This is a genomic window from Kitasatospora sp. NPDC057965, from assembly GCF_042887135.1.
In the GTDB taxonomy this organism is placed as follows: domain Bacteria; phylum Actinomycetota; class Actinomycetes; order Streptomycetales; family Streptomycetaceae; genus Kitasatospora.
In genome coordinates, this window is sequence record NZ_JBHVPZ010000009.1 from 169,869 (window position 1) to 195,957 (window position 26,089).

Annotated in this window: 23 protein-coding genes; 15 read left to right on the forward strand and 8 right to left on the reverse strand. The window is 75.9% G+C overall.

Going from position 1 to position 26,089, the window contains the following annotated elements; all coding sequences use genetic code 11:
* Positions 1 to 219 precede the first annotated feature (219 nt).
* Together ACFVVU_RS14260 and ACFVVU_RS14265 are read left to right on the forward strand one after the other, a co-directional pair.
* Positions 220 to 495 carry a hypothetical protein gene (locus ACFVVU_RS14260; RefSeq protein WP_350542760.1) on the forward strand — a complete coding sequence of 92 codons (276 nt, stop codon included), beginning with the start codon at positions 220 to 222 and terminating at the stop codon, positions 493 to 495.
* A gap of 221 nt (positions 496 to 716) precedes the next feature.
* Positions 717 to 1,166 (forward strand): YjbQ family protein, encoded by a 450-nt coding sequence (locus ACFVVU_RS14265; RefSeq protein WP_355365762.1) that lies wholly within the window; start codon positions 717 to 719, stop codon positions 1,164 to 1,166.
* 30 nt (positions 1,167 to 1,196) lie between these two features.
* Here ACFVVU_RS14265 and ACFVVU_RS14270 read toward each other — a convergent pair whose 3' ends face one another.
* Positions 1,197 to 1,964 (reverse strand): DUF1990 family protein, encoded by a 768-nt coding sequence (locus ACFVVU_RS14270; RefSeq protein WP_387789997.1) that lies wholly within the window; start codon positions 1,962 to 1,964, stop codon positions 1,197 to 1,199.
* A 67-nt stretch (positions 1,965 to 2,031) separates the two neighbouring features.
* Here ACFVVU_RS14270 and ACFVVU_RS14275 point away from each other — a divergent pair, with 67 nt between their 5' ends.
* Positions 2,032 to 2,295, forward strand: a complete 264-nt coding sequence (locus ACFVVU_RS14275) for a hypothetical protein (protein WP_387789998.1) — start codon at positions 2,032 to 2,034, stop codon at positions 2,293 to 2,295.
* A gap of 106 nt (positions 2,296 to 2,401) precedes the next feature.
* Here ACFVVU_RS14275 and ACFVVU_RS14280 read toward each other — a convergent pair whose 3' ends face one another.
* Together ACFVVU_RS14280 and ACFVVU_RS14285 are read right to left on the reverse strand one after the other, a co-directional pair.
* The gene (locus tag ACFVVU_RS14280) at positions 2,402 to 5,584 is read right to left on the reverse strand and encodes an AAA family ATPase (protein ID WP_387789999.1); all 3,183 of its coding nucleotides are present in this window, start codon (positions 5,582 to 5,584) and stop codon (positions 2,402 to 2,404) included.
* On the reverse strand, positions 5,581 to 6,750 hold the full coding sequence (locus ACFVVU_RS14285) for an exonuclease SbcCD subunit D (RefSeq protein ID WP_387790001.1): 1,170 nt from the start codon (positions 6,748 to 6,750) through the stop codon (positions 5,581 to 5,583). Before ACFVVU_RS14285 ends, ACFVVU_RS14280 begins: the two co-directional genes overlap by 4 nt.
* A gap of 421 nt (positions 6,751 to 7,171) precedes the next feature.
* On the opposite strand from ACFVVU_RS14285, the gene ACFVVU_RS14290 reads away from it, so the two are divergent.
* The 4 genes from ACFVVU_RS14290 (at position 7,172) to ACFVVU_RS14305 (ending at position 10,477) form a co-directional block, all read left to right on the forward strand.
* Complete coding sequence (locus tag ACFVVU_RS14290; protein WP_387790003.1) at positions 7,172 to 8,020, forward strand: hypothetical protein; 849 nt, start codon at positions 7,172 to 7,174, stop codon at positions 8,018 to 8,020.
* A gap of 217 nt (positions 8,021 to 8,237) precedes the next feature.
* Positions 8,238 to 9,053 carry a hypothetical protein gene (locus ACFVVU_RS14295; protein WP_380686517.1) on the forward strand — a complete coding sequence of 272 codons (816 nt, stop codon included), beginning with the start codon at positions 8,238 to 8,240 and terminating at the stop codon, positions 9,051 to 9,053.
* 41 nt (positions 9,054 to 9,094) lie between these two features.
* Positions 9,095 to 9,436 carry a glyoxalase gene (locus ACFVVU_RS14300; protein ID WP_380686515.1) on the forward strand — a complete coding sequence of 114 codons (342 nt, stop codon included), beginning with the start codon at positions 9,095 to 9,097 and terminating at the stop codon, positions 9,434 to 9,436.
* Between the two features lie 240 nt (positions 9,437 to 9,676).
* A complete protein-coding gene (locus ACFVVU_RS14305; RefSeq protein ID WP_380686513.1) occupies positions 9,677 to 10,477 on the forward strand; it encodes an SGNH/GDSL hydrolase family protein in 801 nt (266 codons plus the stop codon).
* Positions 10,478 to 10,670: 193 nt separating this feature from the next.
* Here the strand turns inward: ACFVVU_RS14305 and ACFVVU_RS14310 are convergent, their stop codons facing one another.
* From ACFVVU_RS14310 to ACFVVU_RS14325, 4 genes are all read right to left on the reverse strand, one after another.
* A complete protein-coding gene (locus ACFVVU_RS14310) occupies positions 10,671 to 11,510 on the reverse strand; it encodes a protein phosphatase 2C domain-containing protein (protein ID WP_387790005.1) in 840 nt (279 codons plus the stop codon).
* On the reverse strand, positions 11,504 to 11,980 hold the full coding sequence (locus ACFVVU_RS14315; RefSeq protein WP_387790007.1) for a hypothetical protein: 477 nt from the start codon (positions 11,978 to 11,980) through the stop codon (positions 11,504 to 11,506). The genes ACFVVU_RS14310 and ACFVVU_RS14315 overlap by 7 nt, the downstream gene beginning before the upstream one ends.
* Before the next feature lie 248 nt (positions 11,981 to 12,228).
* On the reverse strand, positions 12,229 to 13,413 hold the full coding sequence (locus ACFVVU_RS14320; RefSeq protein ID WP_387790009.1) for a polysaccharide deacetylase family protein: 1,185 nt from the start codon (positions 13,411 to 13,413) through the stop codon (positions 12,229 to 12,231).
* A 227-nt stretch (positions 13,414 to 13,640) separates the two neighbouring features.
* Positions 13,641 to 15,485 carry an AMP-dependent synthetase/ligase gene (locus ACFVVU_RS14325; RefSeq protein WP_387790010.1) on the reverse strand — a complete coding sequence of 615 codons (1,845 nt, stop codon included), beginning with the start codon at positions 15,483 to 15,485 and terminating at the stop codon, positions 13,641 to 13,643.
* Positions 15,486 to 15,584: 99 nt separating this feature from the next.
* On the opposite strand from ACFVVU_RS14325, the gene ACFVVU_RS14330 reads away from it, so the two are divergent.
* The 6 genes from ACFVVU_RS14330 (at position 15,585) to ACFVVU_RS14355 (ending at position 22,624) form a co-directional block, all read left to right on the forward strand.
* Complete coding sequence (locus tag ACFVVU_RS14330) at positions 15,585 to 15,713, forward strand: hypothetical protein (RefSeq protein WP_387790011.1); 129 nt, start codon at positions 15,585 to 15,587, stop codon at positions 15,711 to 15,713.
* A gap of 292 nt (positions 15,714 to 16,005) precedes the next feature.
* Positions 16,006 to 18,999: a nitrate- and nitrite sensing domain-containing protein gene (locus tag ACFVVU_RS14335; protein ID WP_387790013.1), complete on the forward strand. Its 2,994-nt coding sequence runs from the start codon at positions 16,006 to 16,008 to the stop codon at positions 18,997 to 18,999.
* 127 nt (positions 19,000 to 19,126) lie between these two features.
* Complete coding sequence (locus tag ACFVVU_RS14340) at positions 19,127 to 19,546, forward strand: roadblock/LC7 domain-containing protein (RefSeq protein WP_350542745.1); 420 nt, start codon at positions 19,127 to 19,129, stop codon at positions 19,544 to 19,546.
* A gap of 236 nt (positions 19,547 to 19,782) precedes the next feature.
* The gene (locus tag ACFVVU_RS14345; RefSeq protein WP_380679224.1) at positions 19,783 to 20,112 is read left to right on the forward strand and encodes a DUF742 domain-containing protein; all 330 of its coding nucleotides are present in this window, start codon (positions 19,783 to 19,785) and stop codon (positions 20,110 to 20,112) included.
* Positions 20,093 to 20,773, forward strand: coding sequence for an ATP/GTP-binding protein (locus tag ACFVVU_RS14350; RefSeq protein WP_387790014.1), 681 nt, complete (start codon positions 20,093 to 20,095; stop codon positions 20,771 to 20,773). Before ACFVVU_RS14345 ends, ACFVVU_RS14350 begins: the two co-directional genes overlap by 20 nt.
* 957 nt (positions 20,774 to 21,730) lie before the next feature.
* Positions 21,731 to 22,624: a winged helix-turn-helix domain-containing protein gene (locus ACFVVU_RS14355; RefSeq protein WP_387790016.1), complete on the forward strand. Its 894-nt coding sequence runs from the start codon at positions 21,731 to 21,733 to the stop codon at positions 22,622 to 22,624.
* A gap of 64 nt (positions 22,625 to 22,688) precedes the next feature.
* Here ACFVVU_RS14355 and ACFVVU_RS14360 read toward each other — a convergent pair whose 3' ends face one another.
* On the reverse strand, positions 22,689 to 23,471 hold the full coding sequence (locus tag ACFVVU_RS14360) for an IclR family transcriptional regulator (RefSeq protein WP_387790017.1): 783 nt from the start codon (positions 23,469 to 23,471) through the stop codon (positions 22,689 to 22,691).
* 397 nt (positions 23,472 to 23,868) lie between these two features.
* Between ACFVVU_RS14360 and ACFVVU_RS14365 the strand changes: the two genes are divergently transcribed.
* Positions 23,869 to 24,930, forward strand: a complete 1,062-nt coding sequence (locus ACFVVU_RS14365; protein WP_387790018.1) for an ABC transporter substrate-binding protein — start codon at positions 23,869 to 23,871, stop codon at positions 24,928 to 24,930.
* Positions 24,931 to 25,056: 126 nt separating this feature from the next.
* A complete protein-coding gene (locus ACFVVU_RS14370; RefSeq protein WP_380679080.1) occupies positions 25,057 to 26,076 on the forward strand; it encodes an NrtA/SsuA/CpmA family ABC transporter substrate-binding protein in 1,020 nt (339 codons plus the stop codon).
* Positions 26,077 to 26,089: the final 13 nt, after the last annotated feature.

Genomic DNA, 26,089 nt, shown 5'->3' on the forward strand with positions numbered 1-26,089 from the left:
CGGCGGGCGCCGGGTGCGCGCTCCGTCGAACCCGCTGACGAACCGCCGGTCGTGCACCATCATTGATGCCTAGTCGTGACCGCCCGGGCCGCCCCTGGTGCGGTGTCAGTTGACGCCGCACGGTACGGTGGCAGAACACCGGGACGGTTGCGCGAAGACCGTCTGTCGCGGATAGTCTTCGCCTCACGGCCCTGGCGCCTCGTAGGGGTGGGAAATCAGATGGAACACATGCAAGTGCGGACTCGGCCCCGCGTGCCGGCGATCCAGTGCGGCGTCGGCACCACCGGCCGCCGGATCGACCGGCACCTGGCTGTGCTCGGCGCGCCCGCACTCCCGGCGGTGGACACCGCCGAGGCGCTCGGGTTGATAAGGGAGCTGACGCCGCGCGGTGTCGGCGCCCCGACCGCGCCGCCGCGCCGCCACGCGCGGGTCAGGCTGCTGGCGCCGCTGCGCCGGCTGCGCCGCGGTCTCTTCGGCGGGCGCGGCCGCGGGTGAGAGGCCGGCCGGCCTCGGGGCGCACCGCAGCCCCTCCCGCACGCATCCGCACCGGCCCGACGGATTCCTGTGACCGTCGGGCCTTCGGCATGCCCGGAACCGGGCCCTCCCGCGGCGCCTGGATTGGTCTGAACCTCTCAGCGTACGCCGACTTGCCCCACCGGCACGTGAAGTCGGCGAGGCTGGTCGGACCGCCCCCGGACGTGGGTGAGGATGGCGCCATGGCGGACCACAAGCACACCACCCCCCACTCCCCGTCCTTCCGGACCGAGACCTTCGAGATCACCACCGGCAGCCGCGAGGTCGCACTCGACATCACCGACCGCTGCGCCCGGTTCCTCGACGGGCACGCCCCAGGCCGGGACGGCCTGCTCAACGTCTTCGTCCCGCACGCGACGGCCGGGATCGCCGTCCTGGAGACCGGCTCCGGCAGCGACGCCGACCTGCTCGCGAGCCTGCGCGACCTGCTGCCCGCCGACGACCGCTGGCAGCACCGGCACGGCAGCGCGGGCCACGGCCGCGACCACGTCGTCCCCGGCCTGGTCGCCCCGCACGCCACCCTGCCGGTGATCGGCGGGCGGCTCGCGCTGGGCGTCTGGCAGTCGGTCGTCCTCGTCGACACCAACGGCGACAACCCACGGCGGACGGTCCGGCTCTCCTTCCTCGGCTGACCGGCGCCCGGGGGTGGTCCGGGGCCGCCCCTACCGGCCTCGCGCCGGCCCGCCCCCGGGAGCCTCTCCGGCGTCGTCGGCTCCCGCGGCTCCGGTGGCCGGGGCCTCGGCGACCGCCGGCCCGGCGACGGCCGCATCGGTGGCTGCCGTCCCGATGACGCTCGCCTCGGCGACGGCCGCGAGGTACCGCTCGATCGCCAGGTACTGGCAGAGCGCGGCGACCGGGCGGCCGAGCCGGGCGTACCAGGAGGCGATCCGGGCGAAGGCGCTCACCTCGAACCACACCTCGCCCGCCGCGTCCATGGACACCGTGAACGCCTCCTCGCCGCGCTCCGGGTGCCCCGGCAGCGTTCCGTAGGCGAAGCCGATCCGGTCCGGCTCGTCCACCGTCCACACCACCCGGCACGGGATCACCAGCCGCGGCCACCGGGTACCGGGCAGCGCGATGCGCAGCAGCACGGTCGCCCCCGTCTCGACGGGCGCGTGCGGGTACACGGCGAAGCCCGTCCCCAGCTGGCAGCCCCAGCCGAGGACGAACCGCCCGGCCCGGGCCAGGACGTCCGGGCCGTGCCCGAGGTGCACGCGCCGCCGCAGGTGGGCGTAGCCCTCCGGCAGCCGGGCGTTCCGGGTGGCGCCCACCTCGGGGTAGCTGGGCGCGGCGGCCCGGGCGGCCGACAGCCGCCGCGCCAGGGCGGACGACGGCCGGGCGGTGCGCCGCGTACGGGCGTCGGGGCGGGCGTCGGTTCGGGTACCGGTGCGGGCGCCGGTGCCGGTGCCGGTGCCGGGCGAGTCGGGCATGCGGCCACCGTATCCGCCGTCCGGGAGCGCCTTGCACGGGGCCCGGTCGAGGAGTAGAGAGGGCCCCATGAGCGAAACAGCCGTGAACGACAGGGTCCCCACCGGCACGCCGGACAGCGACGGCACCGCAGCGGCCGACCAGGTCTGCGCCCAGCAGGGCCGCGACGGCGACGCCGTCGCGGCCCTGCTGCCCGACCCGGACCTCACCGGCCCGCGCGCGGACTGCGTGCTGTGCGGCGAGCCGACCGAACTGCCCGCCGACCACCCGGGCAGCACCCTCTGCCCCGTCTGCACCTGGCAGCAGGCCCAGCGGATCGCCTGCTCCGGCTGAAGCGGTCCGGTCCGGCCGGGCCAGGCCGGCCCGGACCTGTCACGGCTGCGACCGGCGCCGTTCGCCGGGCGTCAGACGTCAGACGCCGGGCGACCGGCGTTCGGCGTCAGGCGTCCTCCCGCCCCGCCAGGGCCAGGGTCGAGCCGTGCCGGCCCTTGCGGACCAAGAGCTGGGCCGGGATCCGGCTGCGCAGATCGGCGACGTGGCTGACGATGCCGACCGCGCGGTCCCGCTCGCGCAGACCGTCGAGGACGTCCATCACCTCCTCCAGGGTGTGCTCGTCCAGGCTGCCGAAGCCCTCGTCGATGAACAGCGTGTCCAGCGGCATGCCCCCGGCCTCGTCGGTGACCACGTCGGCCAGACCGAGTGCCAGGGCCAGCGAGGCGAAGAAGCTCTCGCCGCCGGAGAGCGTGGCGGTGTCGCGCTCGGTGCCGGTCCAGGCGTCCACCACGCGCAGGGCCAGCCCCGAGCGCTTGTTGCCCGCGCCCCGGTCGTCGCTGTGGACGAGGGTGTAGCGGCCGCCGGACATCCGGACCAGTCGGTCGCTGGCCGCCGCCGCCACCTGCTCCAGCCGCGCCGCCAGGACGTACGACTCCAGGCGCATCCGGAGCCGGTTGTCGGCCGAGGTGCCGGCCGCCAGCGCGGCCAGCCGGCTGATCCGCGCGTACCCGTCCAGCTCCGGGGCGAGCGAGCGGGCCAGCTCGGCCAGCTGCCGCCCGATCGCCGCGAGCGCCTCGCACCGCGCCCTGGCCGCGTCCCGCGCGGCGTGCGCGGCCCGCAGCCGGTCGGTGGCGGCGCCGAGCGCGGCCCGGGCGCTCGGCAGGTCGGCGGGCGGGAGGGCCGCCGCCGCGGCCGACTCCGGTTCGGCGAGCCGCCGCTCGGCCGCCGCCAGCTCCGCCCGGTGCCGGTCCAGCCGCTGCTCCAGCCGCTCGCGCTCCGGCCGGGGCAGCAGGACGGCAGCGGCGTCCTGCGGACTCGCGAACCCGGCCGCCACCGCGGCGTCGGCCAGTTCGTCGTCGGCCCGCTTGAGCTGGTCCGCCGCCTCGGTGGTGGCCCGTGCCGCGCCCGCCAGCTCCGCCACGGCCGAGGCGAGCCGGTCCAGGGCGGCCGAGCGCGCCGCCACCGACGGCGCGTCACCCCGGGCCGCCGCCACCCGGGCGCTCAGCTTCTCCCGCTCGGCGTGCAGGGTCCGCGCCTGGGCGGACAGCTCGGCGCTCCGCTCACGGGCCTCGGCCAACGCCGTGCGCCGGACGGCCTGCTCGGAGGTGAGCCGCTCGATCGCCCGGCCCGCCGGGCCGAGCCCCTCCGCGGACCGGAGCGCCTCGCGGTGCTCGCGCTCCAGCCCGGTGAGCGCTCCGGCGAGGGCGTCGGCGGGCTCCTCACCCGCCGCGCCGGCCGCCGCCGCCCGGCGCACCTGGAGACCGGACAGCTTGCGCTCCGCCGCGTCGGCGGCCTGCTCGGCGGCCGTCTGGGCCTGCCGGGCGCGCTCCTCGTCCTCGGCCCGGACCGGTTCGCCGACCGCGCGGGCGGGGTCGGGATGCTCCGGTGAGCCGCAGACCCGGCACGGCTCCCCGGCGCTCAGCTGTGCGGCCAGCTCGGCGGCCATCCCGGCCAGCCGGCGCTCGCGCAGGTCCAGGCCGTACTGCCGGGCGTCCAGCGCCTCGGCGCGCAGCGCGAGGACGCGCGGCCGGGCGTGGTCGATCTCCAGGTCCAGCGCGTCCCGGTCGCGGGCGGCGGCCAGCCGGGCGGCCAGCTCGGTGCGCCGGGCGTCCAGCCGCTCGACGCGACCGGCGGCGTCCCGCGCGGCGGACTCCGCCGCCTGGAGCGCGGCCAGCCGGGCCTCGAAGTCGGCCAGCCAGTCGCCCGCCTCCTCGGCGAGGTCCTCGGCGCTCCGCAGGTCGGCGCTCAGGGCCGCCCGTGCGCCGGCCAGCTCGGCGCACTGCCGCTCGTCCTCGCGGGCCGCCTCCAGCCGGACGACCTCCGCCCGCAGCCGCTGTTCGGCCGCGGCCAGCTCCGCGGCCTCGGCGTGTGCCAGTGCCGGCCCGCCGCCCGCAGCGCCCGCGCCCGCCGTGGCCCCGTCCGCCGTGCCGCTGCCCGTCGTGCGCGTTCCCGCCGCGCCCGCGGTGTCCTCGCGCGCCAGGACGTCGCGTCCCGCCGGGCCGTCGGCGACCTCGGCCAGCGCCGCGCGGTGCCGGTGCTCCGCCTCCCGGGCCCGCCGGTACGCCTGCGCCGCGCGCTCGCGCAGGTGCAGCACCGACTCGACGCCGACCGCCGCCTGCGCCGCCACCAGCCGCCGCCGGTCCGCCGCCCGGGCCGGCTCGTCCTCGGCCAGCCGGGCCGCCTCCCGCACCGCCTGCCGGTGCCGCTCCTGCCGGTCGGCCAACTGCTCGGCGGCCTCCCGCGCCCGCTGCGCCGCCCGGTGCGACTCCTCCGCGCCCGCCAGTGCCGCCCCGGCGACCGTCAACTGCTCGGCCGCGCCGACCCGCAGCACGGCCGCCCAGCCCAGCACACCGGCGGTGAAGTCGGAGCCCCCCGGAGCACCCGCGGGACCGGACTCCTCCTCGACGGGCACCGGGCCCGCGGCCGGTTCGGCGCCCGGACCGGCCGCCTGCTCCGCCTTGCTCGCCAGGTCCCGCAGTCGGCGGCGCCCCGCCTGGACGGCGGCCTCGTGGGCCCGGCGCTGCTCGGCCAGCCAGGCCTCGACGGACTGGAACCGCTCGGTGTCGAACAGCCGGCGCAGCAGCTTGCCGCGCTCCTCCGAGTCCGCCCGCAGGAACCGCGCGAAGTCGCCCTGCGGCAGCAGCACCACCTGGCAGAACTGGTCCCGGCTCATCCCGATCAGCCGGTGGATCTCCTCCCCGGCCTCCTGGTGCGACTTGCTGACCGCCCGCCAGCCCGGCGCGCCGTCGCCGGTCCCCGCGCCGTCGGCCGACCACTCGCGCAGCAGGGTCTGCGCGCGCTCGGTCGTCATGCCGCGGCCGACCTTCTTCGGCCGCGGCTGCTCCGGGATACGGGTGACCTCAAGCCGCCGCCCGCCCAGCGTCAGCTCCAGCCGGACGGTGGTCAGCCGGTCCGGCTCGGCGTGGTCGCTGCGCAGCCGGTTGGCCCGGCGGGTGCCGGGCACCTCGCCGTAGAGGGCGTAGCAGACCGCGTCCAGCACGCTGCTCTTGCCCGCGCCGGTGGCGCCGCGCAGCAGGAACAGCCCGCCGGCGGCCAGCGCGTCGAAGTCGACCGTCTCGGTCGCCGCGAACGGGCCGAACGCGGTCACGGTCAGCCGGTGGAGTCTCATCGGGGCAGCTCCGCCTTCCGGTCGGTGGTCTCCCGGACGCGCTCGAAGCCCTCGCGCAGCCAGTCCAGCTCGTCGGCGTCCGGCTCGGCGCCGGGGCGGACGTGCCGCAGGAACCCCTCGGCGATCTCCAGGTCCGTCCGACCGCCGACCCGGGCGGCGTAGGAGACGGAGGCTTCGGCGGTCGTCTCCTCGGGATCGAACAGCAGCTGGAGGGTGTGCGGGAAGCGCCGGCGCAGCCGCTCCATCGGCTCGCTCGGGCGGCTCGGGTCGGTGAGGGTGGCCTGCACCCACGACTGCTCGTCGGCGGTGTACTGCTCGTCGGTGAGCAGGTCCTCCAGCCGGCCGCGCAGCCGGGCCAGCGGGCGCGGCACCGGGCACGGGACCCGCTCGGCGGCGACCGCGCCGTCGGCGGCGAGGTCGACCAGCCACATGCTCTTGTGGTGCTCGTGCTCGGAGAAGGAGTAGGCGAGCGGTGAGCCGCTGTAGCGCAGGTGCGGGGCGAGCGTCTGGCTGCCGTGCAGATGGCCGAGCGCGGCGTAGTGCACGCCGTCGAAGACGGCGGCGGGGACGGCCGCGACCCCGCCGACCGCGATGTCGCGCTCGCTGTCGCTCGGCTCGCCGCCGGTGACGAAGGCGTGGGCCAGCACCACCGCGCGGGTACCGGCCGGCCGGGCCGCGAGGTCGGCTCGGACCTGGTCCATCGCCGCGCCGAGCACCGCGGCGTGGCCGCCGCGCGCCAGCCCGAACCGCTCCCGGACCAGCGTCGGCTCCAGGTAGGGCAGCCCGTAGACGGCGACCGGACCGTGCTCGTCGGCGAGCAGCACGGGCTCGGCGCACTCGCCCGGGTCGGTCCGCAGATGGACGCCGGCCCGGCCGATGAGTCCCGCGCCCACGCCGAGGCGGCGGGCGGAGTCGTGGTTGCCGCTGATGAAGACCGTCGGCACGCCGAGGTCGGCCAGCCGGTGCAGCACGTCGTCGAAGAGTGCCACCGCCTCCAGGCCGGGCAGCGCGCGGTCGTACACGTCACCGGCGACCAGCACGGCGTCCACGCCTCGGTCCCGGACCACCGCCACCAGGTGGTCCAGGAACGCGCGCTGGGCGTCGTGCAGGCTCTCCCGGTGGAACGATCGCCCGAGGTGCCAGTCGGAGGTATGCAGCAGTCGCATGGTCCCCGACCATAACGGGCGGCACCGACAACCCGGCGTGGAACGGACCTCCCCGCCCGTCCCGCCGGTCCTCCGGGCCCCTTCCCGCCGGTCGCGCTGGGTGGATTGTCAGTGACCGTGTGTATGTTCGCGCTTGCCGGGAGCCGAGGGGCTCGTGGGGCCGGTGCGCCAGGTGTGACAGGTGCGGCAGGTCCGGACAGCGGGAGGAATGGGGAGCATGGCCGTGCGGGACGGAATGAGTGGTGGGAGCGGGCACGCGGGTCGGCGGCGGCCCGGGCCGGGCGGGCCGGGGGCGCCGGGGGCGCGGGGCCGGGGTGGACGGCCCCCGGGCGGCGGGCCGGGCGGACCGGGTGGCCCGGGTGGGCCCGGCGCGCGCGGGTGGCGGTGGGGGCGGCCGCGTGGGGCGCCGCCGCCGCAGCCGGTGGCGCTCGCGGTGGTGGTGCGCGCCGCCGACTTCGCCGAGCTCGCGGGGTACGGGCTGTTCGGCGGGTTGTCGTACCGGGCCTACCTCCGGCGGCTGGCGCTCCAGCTCCGGGCGCTGGGCGGGCACGGTTTCGAGGTCCACCTGCGGGTGCTGGACCCGGCGGACTACGAGGAGTACTGCGAGGCGTTCGGCTTCGACCCCGGGGACGCGGCGGCCGGGGTCGCGTACGCGGCCGACCCCGAGCTGGCCGGGGAGCCGTTCGTCTACACCGGGCAGCGGCCGGCGGTGCTGCTGCCGCGGTTGGCCGACGACCACCGGGCCAGGGTGCGGATCTCGATCGCGACGGCGGCGCTGCTGGCGGCGGTCGGCGAGGGGCCGCCGGGGGAGCGGCGGCTGGTGGCGGTGATGCGGCACGCCATCGAGGTCCGGTCGGTGGTGGCGGCGGGCGCCGGTGACGGGTTCCACCTGCTGACCCTGCGCTGCCACGGCCCCGAGGACGGCGAGGAGCTGACCACGGCGGTCGACGTCCTGGTGGAGCGGGGGCGGTCCGCGGTGGGCAGCCGGGACGGGGAGGCGTTCTGCGTGACGCTGGCGGCGGGGCTGGCCGTCGGCGGCACCGGGGCGATGGTGCTGCACGGGGATCCGGCGGCGCCCGGCGGTCACACCGTGCGGGGCTGGGCGCTGCGCGGCGGGCGGCTTCGGCCGATGACCGCCCGGGAGGTGCTGGACGAGCTGGCCGACGACGTCGGCCGCGGCCTGCCGTTCCCGCCGGCCGCCGTCCCGCTGCCGGGTTTCCCCCTCCCGGTGCCGCCCGCGCCGGAGGAGGGTGGTGAGCCCCTGGACTGACCGCGGCTGACCAGGGCGTTCGGCTTCCGGTGTCCACCAAGCGGCGCTGGGGACTGTTCATCGACCGCCTGTTCGGGGAAGATTTCGGGGAAGATCAACAGTGGGAACGGCCGGTGCCCCACGCCGCCGTGCCCGTCCGATCGGCCCCGAACCGCGCACCGCGAACCGTCCCCGCGCACCGTCGGTCCGGCGAGCCCGACACCGAAAGGGGGGACGCATGAGCCGGATCGAGTACAGCGCGGAGATCGCCGAACTGCTCGGCAGGGTACGGCGGCGTCCCACCGCGGGGTGGCCGTGGCGGCCGGGCGAGCGGGTGCCTCCTGGGCTTCCGGTCAAGCAGTCGTGGGGGTGGCTGTTCGCCCCCGACGGACGGGTGCTGACGCTGGTCAACCCCAGGGACGGCATCGTCTCGCTGCCCGGCGGTTCGCTGGAGCCGGAGGACGCCGGCGATCCCGGCTCGGCGCTGGCCCGGGAGGCGGGCGAGGAGGCACAGGCGCTGATCGGCGCGGCGTACTACCTCGGGTACCTCTACGACCGGGTCGGGTCGGCCAACGGCGGGCACGAGTGCGCCCGGGTCCGGATGGCCGCCGCGCTGCGGGCGGTCGGTCCGAGCGTGCCGGACCCGGCGTCCGGGCGGCACTACCGGCGGCTGCTGGTGGCGCCGGGCCTCGCCGTCGAGCTGCTCGGCTGGGGCACGCCCGGCCTGCGCCAGGCCCGGGCGGCGGTGACGACCGCCGTCCGGTGGCTCGGCGTGCCCGCTGCGGCCAACGAGACGATCGAGGAGCTGCCCCTCGGCGGCTGTGAGGTCTTCCCCGGTGTCGGACCCTGCGACGGCCCCGGTTCCGGACCCGGCGCCGGCCGGGGTGCCGCCCTCGGCGCCGTCCAGGATGTGGTCCGGGGCACGGCCCAGGGCGCCCCCGCCGACCCGGGCCGCCCGTCGGACCGTCCCTCGGAGCTTCCGTCGAACAGCTCGTCAGTCCACCCGCGGAACGATCCGCTGGACCGTCCGTCGAACCGGGCCGGTGGCAGCTGAGCGCCTTCGGCCGGCCCCGCCCCAGGGGCCTGTTCCACCATGTGGAGCTGTGGACGGACGACCTGGCGGTCGCGACGGAGCAGTGGGGCCCGGTGCTGCTCGCGCTCGGGTGCGAGCCGTTCCAGCACTGGCCGAGCGGTCGCAGCTGGCGCCTCGGGGACGCCTACTTGGTGATCGAGCAGTCGCCGGCGCTGCTGCCGGGCGGTCACCAGCGGCTGCGCGCCGGCCTCAACCACCTCGCCGTGCACGGCGACCGGGCGGCGGTGGCCGCCGCCCTCGCCGCCGGCTGGACGGTCCGGGTGGACACCGGTGAGACGGTCCATCTGATCGACCGCCAGGGCTTCGAGCTGGAGATCGTCGTCCACGACGGCGAGTCCGAGTAGCCGCCACCCCGTCCCACCCCACCCCGCTTCACCCCGCTTCACCCCACCCCACCCCCTCCTCGGTCGGATGACGCGCCGTCCGGTCACCACCGGCGTACGCCCGGTCGCCGGTAGTGAGAAACAGGCGCGTTCACTCCGCCGTTGTCAGACTGTTCGTCAATTGACTTGGCATGACAACTTCACATGAAAGCTACTGCCTGGTATCAAATTCCGTGACACACGTCACTACCAGGAGACCTCATGTCGCGCCCTGCCCGAGTCATGTCCGTCGCCATCACGGCGGCCCTCCTCACCCTCACCACGCTGGCGACGGCCGGCACGGCCCACGCCGCCGGTGTCAACTACGTCGCCCTGGGCGACTCCTACTCCGCCGGTGTCGGTGCCGGCAGCTACACGAGCGAGAGCGGGAGCTGCAAGCGCAGCACCAACGCGTACGCGTACCTGTGGAAGAACGCCCACGCACCGACGTCCTTCAAGTTCGTCGCCTGCTCCGGAGCCAGAACCGGCGACGTGCTCAACAGTCAGATCTCCGCCCTGAGCTCGACCACCACGCTGGTCAGCATCACCATCGGCGGCAACGACGCGGGCTTCGCGGACACGATGCAGACGTGCGTCCTGGACTCCGAGAGCGCCTGCCTCAACGCCGTCGCCACCGCGAAGAACTACGCCACCAGCACCCTGCCCGGCCAGCTCGACAAGGTCTACTCGACGATCCGCGCCAAGGCGCCGAACGCCCGCGTCGTCGTGCTCGGCTACCCGCACATGTACAAGGTCGGCGGCAGCTGCATCCTCGGCATCGGCGACACCAAGCGGGCTGCCATCAACGGCGCCGCCGACACGCTCGACGATGTCCTCGCCAAGCGGGCGGCCAACGCGGGCTTCGCCTTCGGCGACGTCCGCACGATCTTCCGCGAGCACGAGATCTGCGGCTCCAGCACCACCTGGCTGAACAGCACCACCCTGCCGGTCGACGAGAGCTACCACCCCAAGGCCGCCGGCCAGTCGGGCGGCTACCTCCCGGTCTTCTCCGCCCAGGTCTGAGCGGAGACGCGCAGGGTCTGAACAGGCCCGGGCCCGCCGGTCCCTCACAGGGGGAGGGACCGGCGGGCCCGTCCGTTCGGCGGCGAGCGATCCGCAGCACCCCGCCCGCAGCACCCCGCCCGCAGCACCCCGCCCGGAGCACCCCGCCCGCAGCACTCCGCCCAGCCCCCGCCCCTGCCCTGCCGACCAGGGGTCAGCCGGCCGCCGGCCGGGGCAGGAGCAGGACGGCCGTCGCGTCGTCGTGGCACTTGGCGCGCGGCCAGCGGCGGCAGTCGGGGTCGGAGAGCTCCAACTCCCGGGTGCGGGCGATGAGGTGGCGCGGCCCGTGGGTTTCGAGGTCCTCCAGCAGTTCGGGCCAGCCGCGGACGCCGAAGTCGTCGACCGCCCGCGCCGCCCCGTCGGTGAGCAGCGCCGCAGCCCGCACCTCGGCGAGCGGCACCGAGCCGGTCAGGGCCTCTCCGGCCGCGGCCGGGTCGGCCGCCGCCGCCCAGTAGCCCCGGGCGGTGTTCATCACCCGGCGCTGGGCGCGGGCGAGCGCGGCCGCCCGTTCCGCGGGGGCGAGCCGGTCCACCTGGGCGGCCATGGCCGTCCGTTGGACAGTGGTGACGTGCGAGACGCGGTGGTCCGAGACGGTGCGCAGGCCGCCCGGGGCGAGCCGCAGGACGAGCGTGGAGTCGGCGAGGACCAGCCACTCCAGCAGGTCGGCGTTGGTCCGGACCGCCGCGACCGTGGCCGAGGGAGTGAGCGGACTGTCCAGGTCGCAGCCGGCCGCGTGGGCCCGCGCGGTCTGGCGGATCGCCCCGGCCAGGCACGCGGCCAGGTCGGTGCGCCGGTCGGCGGCCCGGCGGTGGAGCGCGGTTCCGAGCGTCCGCACGAACCACGGCACCCCGTGCGCGCAGCCGCTGTCCAGGGCGGCGGGCAGGCCCGCGCCGTCCAGGACGACCACCACGTCGGCGGCGGCCAGGACGAAGTCCTCGTTGCGCGCGCCGGGGCGGGCCTGTGTCGCGACCCGGGCGTCCAGGGCGGTCAGCATGCGGTGCGCGCGTAGGAGTCGAACTCCTCCAGGGTCCAGACCCGGGCGTGCGCCCACACCTGGCCGGGGGAGAGGCGGGCGAGGTCGTCGGTGCCGAAGGAGACGCGGGAGGCGGCGGGTTCGGTGGTTCGGACGTCGACGCCGTAGCTGCGCGGGCCGTCGCCGGCCGGCGGGAGCGGGCCGCCGTCGGAGGTCCAGCCGGCGGGCGGGTGGTGCAGCGGGAAGGAGCGCGGCCCGCCGGTGCCGGGCGGTGGCCGCAGCGCGACCCAGGTGCGGCCGACGGCCTCGTAGATCTCGATGAGGTCGTAGTCGGCGCGGTGGCAGGCGCGCAGCAGCACCACCGGCTCGCCGTTCTCGACCTGCACGCCGGTGATGTGGCGGCGCGGTCCCGAGCAGCCGCCGAGCGCCGGCAGTAGCACGGCCGTCAGGACGGCGACGGCGACGCGCGGTGTGCGGCGGCTGTGCGGCACCCGGCAACGGGTTCGTACCCCCGGTCTCCCCATGGGCACGAGTCTGACGGCGGAGGGTCTCGTCCCGGCCACGGGCAGGGCGCGGAACGGGCGCACCGCCGGCCCGTGCGGGGACCGGCGGTGCGTGGCGGTGCGTGGCGGTGCGGCGATCGGTGCGTGGTGCACGGTGGCGCGTGTCGGTGCAGGGTGGTGCGTGGCGGTGTGACGGCGGGCGCGGGCCCGGGCCCGCCGTCAGGGCCGCCGCCCCGTCAGCGCAGGTAGGAGGTCAGCCCGGCGGGCTTGAGACCGGCCGTCTCGGCGGCGGCCAGGGCGCGCTGGAGGTCGCCGGCGAGGGTGTCGCTCCAGTGCATCAGCACGACGTCCCCGGGCGACAGGGTCCCCTCGTGCCAGATGTTGGAGGCGCCCCAGCTGAAGTCCGCGTCGGCGGTGAGCACGGTGCGCATCCCGCAGTTGGCGGCGGCCTGCAGGGTGTCGGTGTTCCAGCTGAAGAACGGCGGGCGGAAGACGGTCGGCGCGGTGCCGAAGAGACGGGTCAGCGAGTCCCGGGCGTCGCAGATCTCCACCTGCTGCTCGGCGGGCGACAGCTTGGTGAGGTCCGGGTGGGAGACGCTGTGGTCCTGGACGGAGGAGCCGGGCACGGCGGTGACCCGCTGGAAGTATCCGGGGTTGGCGGCGGCGGCCATCGGCAGCGGGAAGGCGGTGATCGGCAGCCGGTGGTCGGCGATGAAGCGCTCCGCCTCCGGGCTGGTCTGCCAGCCGTCGTCGATGGTGAAGAAGACCACCTTGTCGCTGGTCGGCACCGACGGGGCGGCCGTGGCGGGGGTGGGTGCGGGGCCGTCCACCCGGACGTCGTCGACCGCGAACGGACCCTGCTGGTACCAGCCGTGGACGGCGAGGCGGACGGTGGTGGCGGTGGGCCCGGCGGTGAAGCGGGTGGTGAGCCTCTGCCAGCCGCCATGGGTGTCCTCGGTCCAGGCGGGCGCGGTCGGGCGGTCGGTGCCGTCGGTGGCGCCGAGGAAGACGAACTTCCCGCGGACCCAGGCGGAGGCGGTGTAGGTGGTGCCGGGCTGCACCGAGACGGTCTGCGCGCACTCGCCGGTGGACTCGTCACCGGCCGGGGTGACGGCCAGCGCGGAGCCGCCCGAGTGCGGGGCGGCGGTGGTCACGGAGGCCTCGGCGGGCCCGCCGGAACAGCGCCAGCCGGGCACGCTGCCCCAGTCGGCGAGCGAGGAGGCGGGGATCTCGAACCCGGGGTTGGTGGCCAGGTTGACGGTGGCCGGGTTGGCGGTGGTTGCGGTGGCGGCAGCGGCGTCGGACGCGGCGGCGGTCTCGGGCACGGCGGCCGCGGCGGGGCCGGCGAGGCCGGCCGCCAGCAGCGCCGCGCAGGCGCCCAGGGCCGACAGGCGTGCGGACATGCGCGAGGAGATGGACACGTGGGGACTCCTGCGTGGGGACGCGCCCGTTGGGGCGGGCGCGCGGAGACATGGATGTGGGGATGTGGGGATGTCTGGATGTGGGGTGCTCCCGGAGGGGGCGGGAGCGGTCGGCGCGCCGCACTCGGACCGGGAGCAAAACAATGGACTGGACCACTCGGATCGTCAAGGACCGGAGGCCGACCGGCCGGTCACCGTACCTGCGGCAAAAGGGACAAGACGAGCCGTCAGGGGGAGTAGAGCTCCTCGATGTCCGCCGCGTAGTAGTCCGTGATCGCCGTCCGCCGCAGCTTCAGCGAGGGCGTCAGGAACCCCTGCTCGACGCCGAACTCCCGGGGCAGCAGCCGGAACGCGCGGATCGACTCGGCGCGCGAGACCGCGGTGTTGGCCGCCGCGACGGCGCGCTGGATCTCGGCGTGCAGCTCCTCGTCGGAGAGCACCGCCCAGGGGTCCGCCTGGCCGCGCCCGCGCCGTTTGAGCCAGTGCTCCAGCGCCCCCGGGTCGAGGGTGATCAGCGCGGCCACGTATGGGCGGTCGTCGCCCACCACCAGGCACTGCGAGACCAGCGGATGCGTCTCGACCCGGAGCTCCAGGGCGGCGGGGGCGAGGTTCTTGCCGCTGCTGGTGACGATGACGTCCTTCTTGCGGCCGGTGATGGTGAGGTAGCCGTCCTCGTCCAGGCTGCCGAGGTCGCCGGTGCCGAACCAGCCGTCGAACAGCGACTCGGCGGTGCAGCGCGGATGGTTGAGGTAGCCGCCGAAGACGCCGGGCCCGCGCACCCACACCTCGCCGTCGTCGGCGATGGCCACGGTGGCGCCGGGCACCGGCCGCCCGACCGTGCCGATCTTCGCGCGCCCGGGCGGGTTGCCGGTGATCGCCGCCGAGGTCTCGGTGAGCCCGTAGCCCTCGTACAGCTGGATGCCGGTCCCGGCGAAGAAGAGGCCGAGTTCGCGCTCCAGCGTCGAGCCGCCGCACATCAGCGTCCGCAGCCGGCCGCCGAACACGGCCCGCAGCCGCTGGTAGACCGTCCGCTCGTAGGCCAGGTGGCGCAGCCGCAGCGCAGGGCCCGGACCGGGGCCGCGCCCGAGGCCGCGCTTCTCCCGGCAGGTCGCCCAGTCGACCGCCACCTGCCGGGCCTGGTCGAACAGTTCGCCGCGCCCGGCCTCCTCGGCGGCCCGCCGGGCCTGCTGGAACACCTTGTCGAGCACGTACGGGACGACGAGCAGGAAGGTGGGCCGCAGCGCGGCGAGCACGGGCAGCAGGGCGTCGGTGGACATCTCGGACACGTGACCGAGCCGGAAGCCGCCGCGCACCGCCGCGATCTGCACCATCCGCCCGTAGACGTGCGCCAGCGGCAGGAACAGCACGGTGGAGGGCTGGTGGCCGCCGGTGTCGCGCAGGGCCTCGTCCCAGCAGGCGAGCAGCGCGTCGGCCGCGTCGGCGAGGGCGCCGTGGGTGATCAGGCAGCCCTTGGGACGGCCGGTGGCGCCGGAGGTGTAGACGACGGTGGCGACGGTGTCGGCGCCGACACCGAGCCGTTGGCGGTGCACCAGCGAGTCGGGGACCCCGCGCCCGTCCTCGACGATCGCGGCGACGCAGCCCCGGTCCAGCTGCCAGATGCCGGTCAGGTCGGGTAACGCGTCGCAGACCGCGCCGACGGTCATGGCGTGGTCCTCGTCCTCGACCAGGCAGGCCACCGCCTGGGTCTCGGCGAGGATCCAGCGGACCTGCTCGGCCGCGGCGGTGGGGTAGACGGGGACGGGGATCGCGCCGATGGACCAGAGCGCGTAGTCGAACAGCGTCCACTCGTAGCGGGTGCGGGACATCAGGGCGACCCGGTCGCCGTAGCGCACGCCCCGGGTGAGCAGGCCCTTGGCGAGGGCGAGCACCTCGTCGCGGAAGCCGGCCGCGGTGACGTCCCGCCAGCCGCCGTCGGGGGCGCACCGGGTGCGTTCGCCGCGACGGGCCAACTGGACCAGTCCGGGGGAGCGCTCGGCGGTGTCGTAGAGCGAGTCGGCCAGCCCGCCGGCGGCCGGACCGCCGGCCGGGGCGGGGGTGGTGAACTCGCGCACGATCCCCCCGATCCGTCCTGCAGGTGGAGCGAAACTATCGGATAGCGTGCCGACTGCCCAGGGGTTGTGACCGGGACGCGACGAGATCGGCACCGGCTCGTGCGGAAAGTGCCGTGCGCGTCGGAGCCGCTGCTCGCGCCGCTGCGCCTGCCCCTGTTCGTGCCCCTGTCCGTGCCCCTGTTCGTGCCGCTGCTCGCGGTGGCGATCACCGCGGTGACCGGGTCGTGACGGAGTGTGCGACGGAGGCCCGGCGGCGGGGTGAAAGCGGTGATCTTGGTGCCGATCCGGACACGATCCGGGCCGGGGCGAAGAGAGGCCGGGTTCGACCCTCGAACGAGTGGTCAGGGCGTAGTAGAGTCTCGCAGACCCGCGGCCGGGGCATCCCGGTCCGTCCCGAGATCCACCCCCGGACCGGGGCCTGGTCCGTACCAACCCGCCGTCCGTCCGCGCCGCCCCATGCCCCCACCGACCCCGCCGCCCGCACCCCGTCCGCGCCTGGCACTTCCCGACCGAGGACTCCATGCGTCTGCGCAGCAGCTCGATCCGCGCGAAGATCATCGCGCTGCTCCTGGTGCCCATCGTCGCCCTCGCCGCCCTCTGGGCGTACGCGACGCTCACCACCGCCGGAGACGTCTGGAGCCGACTGGACCTGAGCAGGACGTACCAGGAGTTCGGCACCCCTGTCGACCAGTACGCGCACGACCTGCAGAACGAACGCCGGGCCGCCGTCAAGCGGCTGGCCGACCCGACCTCGGGCACCGCGCGCGAGGCCTTCGAGCAGGCCCAGGCCGCCACCGACCGGGACCTCGCCCAGCTGCGGCAGAAGAAGGACAGCGCCGGCGGCCGGCTCGACGAGTCCCAGCGCGGCCGGCTGCTGCAGATCCTCGCCGCCGCCGACCAGTTGCCCCCGCTGCGCGCGCAGGTCGGCCGCGCCGCGCTCAACTGGGAGTTCGCGCTCGGCCAGTACACCGACCTGGTCAAGCCCACCTTCGCCTTCCGGTCGGCCTTCGTCGCCCGGCAGAGCGGCCAGCTCCCGCGGCAGGGGACCATCCTGACCGAGCTGGTGCGCGCCCGCGAGTACCTCTCGCAGGAGGACGCGGCGATGGAGGGCCTGCGCACCGCGACCTCCCGGCCCACCCCCGAGCAGTACCAGGTCGCGCTCGACGCCCTGCACAACCAGCAGGCCCTGTTCACCGTCTACATCGCCGAGCTGGACCCGGTCGACCAGGCCGACTACATCGCCCTGCGCGGCGGCGAGGCCTGGGCCTCGCTGGCCCGGGCCGAGGCGGACTTCGTCGGCGCGGGCGGCCCCGAGCGGGTGGTCCAGGCGATCAACGGCGGCGACTGGCGCAAGACCGCCGACCACGCGCTCGGCGACCTCGCGGCGATCAACGCCCGGCTGGCCGGCACCATCGACGACCGCGACCACTCGTACGCGATCGGCCTGCTCTGGCGCGGCGGCATCGCCGGTGTGATCGGCCTGGTCGCGGTGGTGCTCTCGATCCTCATCTCCTACCGGATCGGCCGCGGCCTGGTCCGCGAGCTGATCGGCCTGCGCAACGCCGCCAACGAGCTGGCCGGCACCCGCCTGCCCTCGGTGATGCTGCGGCTGCGCAAGGGCGAAGCGGTGGACGTCGCCACCGAGGCGCCCGAGCTGGAGTTCGGCCCGGCCGAGATCGGCCAGGTCGGACAGGCCATCAACGCGGTGCAGCGGGCCGCCGTCGAGGCCGCCGTCGAACAGGCCGAACTGCGGCGCGGCGTCTCCGCGGTCTTCGTCAACCTGGCGCGGCGCAGCCAGGTGCTGCTGCACCGCCAGCTGACCCTGCTCGACACCATGGAGCGGCGCACCGAGGACTCGGCGGAGCTGGAGGACCTCTTCAAGGTCGACCACCTCACCACCCGCATGCGCCGGCACGCCGAGGGCCTGATCATCCTGGCCGGCGGCTCGCCGGGCCGGGCCTGGCGCAAGCCGGTGCGGATGGTGGACGTGGTCCGCGCGGCGGTCGGCGAGGTCGAGGACTACGCCCGGGTGATCGTCCGACCGTTCCCCGGCACCGGACTGCTCGGCAGCGCGGTCGCGGACGTCACCCACCTGGTCGCCGAACTGGTCGAGAACGCGGCGGTGTACTCGCCGCCGGCCACCCAGGTCACCGTCCAGGGCGAGGTGGTGGCGCACGGCTTCGCGCTGGAGATCGACGACCGCGGGCTCGGGCTGAGCGAGCAGGCGCTCGCCGGGATCAACGAACGCCTCACCGTGGAACAGGAGTTCGACCTCGCCGACACCGACCGGCTGGGCCTGTTCGTGGTCAGCCGGCTGGCCCGGCGGCACGGCATCCGGGTGCACCTGCGGCCCTCGCCGTACGGCGGGACCACGGCGGTGGTGCTGATACCGCGCGAGCTGCTGGCGGAGGCGCCGGACGGGCTGCCGGAGCCGCCGCCTGCGGGGGGTACGGGCGTCGGGGCCGCTTCCGGTGCGCGTGCGGGTGCGGGTGCGGGTTCCGGTGCGGGCGCGGCCGGTGGACGGCGGGCGGCGGCGGGTCGGCGCGACCTCGTCGCGGTGCCGGCGCTCGGCGCGGACGGGGCGGCGGGTGCCGGCGGTCCGGGCGCCGCACGGGCCTCCGGCGGGGCCGACGGAACGAGTGGGTCGAACGGCTCCAACGGCTCCAACGGCTCGACGGGTTCCGACGGCGAGGGCGGGCGGCACCGGGGCAGCGGGGGGCCGCGTCCCTCGGCGCCCGAACCGGCGCGCACCCCCGGTGGACTGCCGCGCCGGTCGCGGGGCGGCGGCGGGCCGGTGCTCGTCCCGGCACCGGCCGGCGAGCCCTCCGGGCCCGGCACCGGGCGGCACCGGCGCGCCGAGGCGCGGGGCACGGCGGTGGCGGACGCCGCCGCGGAGGCCTCGGCGCCCCGTGACGGCTCCTCGCCCTCGATCGCTCCCGCTCCCTCGCCCTCGTTCGCTGCCTCGCCCTCGCCCTCGCCCTCGCCCGCGTCTGACGCCGCGCCGGGTACCGGTGGCTCGCGTGCCGGCGCCTCGTCGGGCGGCCTGCCGCGCCGGGTCCGGCAGGCGAGCCTCGCCCCGCAGCTGCGCGAGCGGGCGGCCGAGGCCGCTGCCGCCACGCCGGCCGGGGCCCGTCCGGACGGCGGCGCCGAGGCGGCGCGCGAGCGTTCGCCGGAGGAGGCCCGGGCCACCTTCGCCTCGTTCCAGCGCGGTTTCACCCGAGGCCGGGGTGCGACCGGCTCCCCGCCGGCTCCCCGGCCGTCGCGGGCGCCGCGGCCCGTCCCCGGCTGGCAGCCGCCGGACCCGGGGCGCCGCGCGATCAGTCCGGCACCCGCCCCGGCGGCGCTGCCCGGCCCCGCCGGGGGCGAACCGGCGCCGCTGGCCCGCCGCGCGCCCGTCCCGCCGCCGACCAGGTTCGTCCGCGCTCCGCGCGTCACGGCGGAACCGGGCGCACCCGCTGGTCCGTTGTCCGACGGGCCGTCCGAAGGCACGGCACCACCCGCGCCACCGGTCTGACCCGCTCGCCCCCGTCGGCCGAGTCCGACCCGCACCACCGGCATGACCCGTACCACCCGTACGACCGAGCAGCACCCGCACCACCGGCACGACCCGCACCACCCGCTCCAGCGGAAGGAACAGACTCATGACCACTTCGACGCAGTCGCCCGGAGACCTCAACTGGCTCCTGGACGACCTGGTCGGACGCGTCGCCGCGCTGCGGCACGCGGTGATCCTCTCCAGCGACGGCCTGGCCACCGGCGCCTCCCGTGACCTCGACCGGGAGGACGCCGAGCACCTGGCCGCCGTCGCGGCCGGTTTCCACAGCCTGGCGAAGGGCGCCGGCGGGCACTTCAAGGTCGGCGGCGTGCGCCAGACCATGGTCGAGCTGGACGAGGCCTTCCTGTTCATCACCGCGGCCGGCGACGGCAGCTGCCTGGCGGTGCTGAGCGAGGCCGAGGCGGACATCGGCCAGATCGCCTACGAGATGGCCCTGCTGGTCAAGCGGGTCGGCGAGCACCTGGCCGCCGAGCCGCGCGCCGACGTGGCCCCGCCCGGCAGATGAGCGGTCCGATGGCGGACGAGGAGCCGATACCGGTGCCTCGGGATCCGGGACCGGGACCGGGACCGGAGGGCCGGGGACCGGACGACCGCGCGCCGGACGACGCCTCCGCCGGGGCCGCCTCCGGCGCGAACGGGCCCGGCGCGGACGGGCCCGAGGTCGACCTGTTCCGGGCGCGGACCCCGGTCGACGACCGCTGGTTCGACGACGACGCCGGCCCGGTGGTGCGGCTGTACTCGATGACCCGCGGCCGCACCCGGCCGGTCGAGGACGGCCTGTTCGACCTGATCTCGCTGATCACCGCCAAGGACCCCGGGCCGGTCACGGGAGCCGTGCCCGCCCACGTGCTCGACCCGGAGCACCAGACCATCCTGGCCTGGTGCCGCCGGGAGCCGATCTCCGTGGCCGAGCTCGGCTCCTACACCGACCTGCCGGTCAGCGTCGTACGCGTCCTGCTCGGCGACCTCTACGACGCCGATCTGATCAGCGTCACCCGACCCGTTCCGCTCGCCGAGCTGCCGGACGAGCGCCTGCTGCGAGACGTGATCAATGGACTCCGTGCGCTCTGACCCGACCGCGACCGCCGCCGCCCCGGTGCCGCCCGCCCACGACCGGGCCGGCGGCGGCGGGGCCGGCGACCGGGCCAACGACCCGCGCTGGCGGGGCGGCCCGGCCGTCGCGGTGAAGATCCTGGTGGCCGGCGGCTTCGGCGCGGGCAAGACCACCCTGGTCGGCGCGGTCAGCGAGATCCGCCCGCTGCGCACCGAGGAGGAGCTCAGCGAGCTGGGCCGGCCGGTGGACGACACGGCGGGCGTGGAGGCCAAGCGCACCACCACGGTGGCGATGGACTTCGGCCGGATCGACGTGCGGCCCGGCCTCGCCCTCTACCTGTTCGGCACGCCCGGCCAGGACCGGTTCTGGTTCGTCTGGGACGAGCTGGCCCGGGGCGCGCTCGGCGCGGTGGTGCTGGCCGACACCCGGCGGCTGGCGGACTGCTTCCCCTCGGTGGACTTCTTCGAGCAGCGGGGCATCCCCTTCCTGGTGGCCGTGAACTGCTTCGACGGCAGCGAGGTCTTCTCCCCGGAGGAGGTCCGGGACGCGCTCGACCTGGACCCGGGCATCCCGGTGATCCTCTGCGACGCCCGGCTGCGCGAGGACGGCAAGGAGCTGCTGGTGGCGCTGGTCGAGCACGCCGCCGACCGCCGCCGGGGAGCGCCGGCCGCGGTCTGAGCCGACGGCTCGGCCGGCCGCCGGGAGCGGGCTCCGGTCCCCGCCACGGTGGGTGGCGCCGCGTCAGCGTCTCATTTTCGTGTTCACATGCCGGACGATCCGTGTCGGGCAGGTTGCCTTGACCGGCCCGGCGTGGAAGGCTCTGTGGACGGAGGCCGCCCGGCCCGTTGCCGGGGTGCCTCCGACGTGCCGCGCACCGAGTGCGTCGGGCACGAGCGCCGCGGCACGACACAGGGACGTGCCGGCGCACCGAGACCAGTGGGGGGAGGACCGTACCGTGACCGTCGAGCAGCGACGTGCCGTGTCCGTGTCCGCCTCCCTGGTTCTCCCCGTCCCGGTCACCCCGGCGCTGACCGTTCGGCGGTACATCGACCACGCGCTCATCTGCAGCGCCTGCTGTCGCTGACGTCGCCACCCTTCGCCGTCCACGTCACCGTCGCCGCCGCCCACCGCCCGGGGAGCCCTCCCGGCCGGTACGGTCCGTCCGGATCGCCCGTCCGGGCCCGGCGGAAACCGGCGGCCCCTCGCACCGTCGACCCGGCAGCACCGGACAGCCGTCCAGTGAGCCGCCGTCGTCCCTGCCCGCTTCGCGGAGAGCACCAGTGAACCTCGCCAGCACCACCCGTCACCCGGCCGCCACCACCACCGCCACCGTCGGCGTCGCAGCCCGCGCCGCCACCGGGACGGCAGGGACGGTCGGGGCGACCGGCGGCGGCGCGGGGTCCACCCGGTCGGATCGGCGCGGGAAGCACGCCGCGGACGGAGGAAGAGGTCGGTACGTCGACCTCGAGCCGTTCTGGCCGTCCCGGCAGCCGCACCTGTTCGATCAGACATGTCCCGGTTCGCCCAGCGCGTCCCGGCACTCCCTCCGCTGACCCAGGGTCAGTCCTCGGCAGTACGCCCGGTCGACGCGCAGACGACTCCACCCCGTCCGTCACGCGCGAAATGAGCGGCATCATGTCCACCCCTTCCACCGCCACCCTCCACCTCCCCTCCGCGACCCCGCACCTGCGCGCGGTCCGCTCCGTCCCCTCGAACCCCGAACGCCGGCACGGCGGGCCCGGCCCGCAGCGCCCGGCGGCCGGCCAGCCCGGAGCCGTCCCGCCCGCCGCGGCGGGTCCGGCCGTCTCCCCGGTGCTGCCCGGCGCGACCCAGGCCGTGCCGGCGCTCCCGCCGCAGACGCTGCTCGCGGCGCTCCCGGAGGGCGCGGCGGTCGTCGCCGCGCTGCCGCAGGGCTCGCTGCCGCAGGCCCTGCTCGCCCAGTACGGGGCGCAGTTCGGTGCCTCGGCGGGGCAGCCGATGGTCGGCTACCTGGTGCTGGTCCCGGCCCAGGCCGGCGCCGCCCCGACGGGCGGGACGGCGCCGACCGGCTTCCCGGTCGCGTCGATCGCGACCCCGGCCTCGGCTTCGGCTGCGGCCCCGGTTTCGACCCCGACCCCGGTCCCGGCCGCCGCGACCGGCCCGTCCGTCCCCGGCCCGTCCGTCCCCGGCCCGTCCGCCCCGGGTCCGCTCGGCGCCGCTCCGTTCGGCGCGGGGGCTCCGGTCCGTCCGGTGCGGCCCGCCGGCCGCGGCATCGCGGTCGACGTGGAACGCCGCAACGCCTACGTGGACGGGCGGCTGCTCGATCTCACCTACCTGGAGTTCGAGCTGCTCGCCCACCTGACCGAGCACCCGCAGCGGGTGCACACCCGCGACCACCTGGTCTCCGCCGTCTGGGGCTACGGCCACGTCGGCGACGGCCGCACCGTCGACGTGCACGTGGCCCGGCTGCGCCGCAAGCTCGGAGTGGCCTACCGCGACAGCATCGTGACGGTCCGTCGGGTCGGCTACAAGTACACCCCGGTCGCCTGATCCTCGCCCACGGGGCCGGGTGTTCTTCTGAACACCCGGCCCTTCGCGCGTGTCTGGCTGACCGTCATATCCGCTGGTCCGGCGGCAGCAGGAGGACGGCGAGCGCGCCGGCGCAGGACCGCGCGTGCCCGAGGAACCAGTCCAGCCGCTCGTCGGTGAGGCGGGCGGGCGTGGAGCGGACGGCGAGCGCGAAACGGGCCTGCCCGGCGCCGTCCAGCACCGGCACCGCAACCGTGCGCACGCCGGCCGCCGACTCGCCGTCGTTCAGCGCGTGGCCGGCCGTCCTGACCCGCTCCAACTCCTCGTCCAGGAGCTCCGGTTCGGTGATGGTCCGGTCGGTGAACGGTGGCAGCGGACCCAGTGTCGAGACCCCGGCGTCACCCGGTCGCGGCCAGGCCAGCAGCACCTTGCCGAGCGCCGTCGAGTGCAGCGGGCGGCGCAGCCCCAGCCCGGTGTCCGGGCGGACGGAGGCGCCGACCAGGATCACCGCGTGCGGGCCGCTGCGGATCGCCAGGTCGGCCGCGGCACCGGTGCGGCGCGACAGCAGGTCGAGCTCGGGCGCTGCCAGATGCAGGCCCCGCTGGTGGAAGCTCAGTTGGCCCAGCTCGGCGACGGCGGGGCCGAGCCGGTAGCGGGCCGTGTGCTCGTCCTGCTCCAGGAACCCGGCGCTGACCAGGGTGCGGGCCAGCCGGTGCGCGGTGGAGACCGACAGGCCCATCCGGCGGGCCAGGTCCGAGGCGCTCAGATCGGGGCCGTTGTCGTGGAAGCAGTGCAGCAACCCGAGGGCCCGCTGAACGGCCTGGGCGCCGGCCGGCGGGCTCTGGACGGCGGTGACGGCCTCGGCCATGGCACCTCTCGTTCTGTCCTTGGCTCCGGCCGATTCACCGGAGTCGCTCCCAGACTATGGCAGCGCGTGCTGCGGGAATGTGTCAACGGCGTTGCAAAAGGATGCCGTTCATGAACAACCGATCCCATGATGTGGCAAACCCTTGTCCGTCGCCGGTCCGCCGTGGAACGCTCGGACCAGCGCACCGGACGAGCCCCGTCCATCGCGCCCCGACCGCAGGAAGGAGCAGCGCCGTGACGAATCGCCGGTGCCCCGCCCCCTGCGTCTGTTGTCGCTGACGCGCCGCTTCCGTCCGCGCCGACCACCCTCGGACTCCCCGCCCCACCACGACTGGTGACCCGTGCCGCGCCGCGCCCGCCGCGTTCGCCCGCACCCTGCCGCAGAGGACCAGCCCACCGTGCCCAGCCACGACAGCCCCACCGCCGCCGCGCCGACCACGTCCGCCCCCGAGGCGCCCGACACCCTCTGGTTCACCCGCTGCCCGGTCCCCACCGCGACCGGCATCGCGGCCGACCGGGGCTGGCTCGGCCGGGAGTTCGCCGCCGACGGCATCGCCGTCCGCTCGCTCCAGGACGTTCCGCCGGAGGTGGCGGCCGACCACCACTACACCCACGCCCTGACCGGGCTGTTCCGCGAGGGCGGCAACGTTCCGGCGCTCTGGGCCCGTTCGCGCGGCGAGCGGACCAGGCTGATCGGGCTCACCTGGATCGAGGAGCGCCAGGTCGTCCTGGTTCGGGCGGGCAGCGGTATCACCGGCGCCGCACAGCTGCGCGGCCGCAGGCTCGCCGTCCCACGACATGGGATCGCGATCGACTTCTGGCGGGCGATGGCCCTGGCCGGCCTGCACGGCGCGCTCTCGCTCGCCGGACTCACGCTCGACGACGCCGAGTTGGTGGACGTGCCGGCCGTGCCGGACGGCGGTCAGTGGGCCGCGGAGCTGGCGGCGCTGCGCGACGGCGTCGTGGACGCGGTCTATGTCAAGGGCGCGCTCGCGGTCGAGGCGGCCCGCCGGATCGGCGCGGAGATCGCCGTCGACCTGGACGAGGCGCCGGACCGGCGGGCCAGGGTGAACAACGGCACGCCCCGGCCGATCACCGTCCACCAGCAGTTGCTCGACGAGCACCCGGAGCTGGTGGCCCGCTTCCTGGCCGTCCTGCTGGAGGCCGCCGACTGGGCCGCCGGGCGCCCGGCGGAGGTCGCGCGCATCCTCAGCGCCGAGACCGGTGCGGGGGAGGAGGGCGTCGCCGGCGCGTACGCCCGGGGCGGCCACCGGACTCTGCACCTCGATCTCTCCGCGGAGCGGCTTGCCCTCCTGGAGCAGCAGGAACGCTTCCTTGAGCGGCACGGATTCCTGGCCGGTCCGGTCGACGTCCACGCCTGGACCGACCCCGAACCCCTGCGTGCCGCCCGCGCCCTGCTCGCCGCCCGCCGCGCCGAAGGGCGGACGCACGGCGGCTGACAGATAACAGCTGACAGATTTCATCATCTGTTATCTGTCAGCTGAAATCTGTCAGCCGTCAACCGTCACCCGTCATCCGCCCGCCCCGCGCCCACCCCCGTCCCGCCGTCCTCAGGAGTCGACCCCGTGAACCCCTCCCGCCTCGTCCTCGCCGCCACCGCACTGCTCGCCACCACCGCCCTGGCCGCCTGCGGCTCGTCCGCCGACGGGGCCAAGGCCTCCGCCGACGGTGGCAAGGCCGAGGTGGTGCTCCGGGTGCCCGATCCCGGCAACAACGGCTTCCTCGCCCTCGGCAAGAAGGACGGCTCGCTGGACCGGGCACTGGCCACCGTCCACGCCAAGGTCGCCTGGACCGGCAGCGCCGGCCCGTTCGCGCCCGCCGCCCAGGCGCTCTCCGCCGACCAGCTCGACGTCGCCCAGGGCTCGATCACCTCCGCCGTCGCCGCGCTCGCCCAGAAGCCCGGCTTCAAGCTGTTCGCCCAGACCACCCCCGACGGCGTCGGCGAGGGCATCCTGGTGAAGAACGACTCGCCGATCAAGAGCGTGCAGGACCTCGTCGGCCGCAAGGTCGCCGTCAGCCAGGGCGGCACCAGCGAGTACCTGCTGCTCAAGGCCCTGGAGAAGAACGGCGTCCCGGCGGACAAGGTCGAGCGGGTCTACCTGCGGGCCGACCAGACCTCGGGCGTGTTCAACTCCGGCCAGGTCGACGCCTGGGCGACCTGGAACACCTTCTCCACCCCGTCGATCGCCAACTCCGGCGCCCACTTCCTGGTCAACGGCAAGGAGGTCGGCTCCGACAACTACGCCGTCTGGGCCGTGCGCAACGCCTTCGCCGACAAGCACCCCGAGGTGGTCAGGGCCTTCTACGACTACCTGCGCGAGAACGGCCTCAAGGAGAAGGCCGACCCGGCCGCCTACCTGAACGTCTTCACCGACTCCGGCCCTACCGCCGTCACGCCGGCCGAGAAGGGCGTCGCGATCGAGGTCTCCCGGCAGGGCGCCGCCGCCGGCCCCATTGGCGAGGCCGACATCGCCCGGTTCGGCACCGTCGCCGCCTTCTTCGCCGACCAGAAGGTCACCAAGCAGCTGGTCGACGTCAAGCCCTACCTGATCGACGTCGACAAGCTCGGGACCGGTGCCAAGTGAGCACCACCACCGA

Bases quoted from the DNA above. Each gene is read 5' to 3' on its own strand.
- ACFVVU_RS14355 (WP_387790016.1), top strand. From the start codon at position 21,731: ATGTCCACCCCTTCCACCGCCACCCTCCACCTCCCCTCCGCGACCCCG.
- ACFVVU_RS14340 (WP_350542745.1), top strand. From the start codon at position 19,127: ATGACCACTTCGACGCAGTCGCCCGGAGACCTCAACTGGCTCCTGGAC.
- ACFVVU_RS14335 (WP_387790013.1), top strand. From the start codon at position 16,006: ATGCGTCTGCGCAGCAGCTCGATCCGCGCGAAGATCATCGCGCTGCTC.
- ACFVVU_RS14280 (WP_387789999.1), bottom strand. From the start codon at position 5,584: ATGAGACTCCACCGGCTGACCGTGACCGCGTTCGGCCCGTTCGCGGCG.
- ACFVVU_RS14275 (WP_387789998.1), top strand. From the start codon at position 2,032: ATGAGCGAAACAGCCGTGAACGACAGGGTCCCCACCGGCACGCCGGAC.
- ACFVVU_RS14360 (WP_387790017.1), bottom strand. From the start codon at position 23,471: ATGGCCGAGGCCGTCACCGCCGTCCAGAGCCCGCCGGCCGGCGCCCAG.
- ACFVVU_RS14305 (WP_380686513.1), top strand. From the start codon at position 9,677: ATGTCGCGCCCTGCCCGAGTCATGTCCGTCGCCATCACGGCGGCCCTC.
- ACFVVU_RS14350 (WP_387790014.1), top strand. From the start codon at position 20,093: ATGGACTCCGTGCGCTCTGACCCGACCGCGACCGCCGCCGCCCCGGTG.
- ACFVVU_RS14345 (WP_380679224.1), top strand. From the start codon at position 19,783: ATGACCCGCGGCCGCACCCGGCCGGTCGAGGACGGCCTGTTCGACCTG.
- ACFVVU_RS14295 (WP_380686517.1), top strand. From the start codon at position 8,238: ATGAGCCGGATCGAGTACAGCGCGGAGATCGCCGAACTGCTCGGCAGG.
- ACFVVU_RS14260 (WP_350542760.1), top strand. From the start codon at position 220: ATGGAACACATGCAAGTGCGGACTCGGCCCCGCGTGCCGGCGATCCAG.
- ACFVVU_RS14285 (WP_387790001.1), bottom strand. From the start codon at position 6,750: ATGCGACTGCTGCATACCTCCGACTGGCACCTCGGGCGATCGTTCCAC.
- ACFVVU_RS14270 (WP_387789997.1), bottom strand. From the start codon at position 1,964: ATGCCCGACTCGCCCGGCACCGGCACCGGCACCGGCGCCCGCACCGGT.
- ACFVVU_RS14310 (WP_387790005.1), bottom strand. From the start codon at position 11,510: ATGCTGACCGCCCTGGACGCCCGGGTCGCGACACAGGCCCGCCCCGGC.
- ACFVVU_RS14265 (WP_355365762.1), top strand. From the start codon at position 717: ATGGCGGACCACAAGCACACCACCCCCCACTCCCCGTCCTTCCGGACC.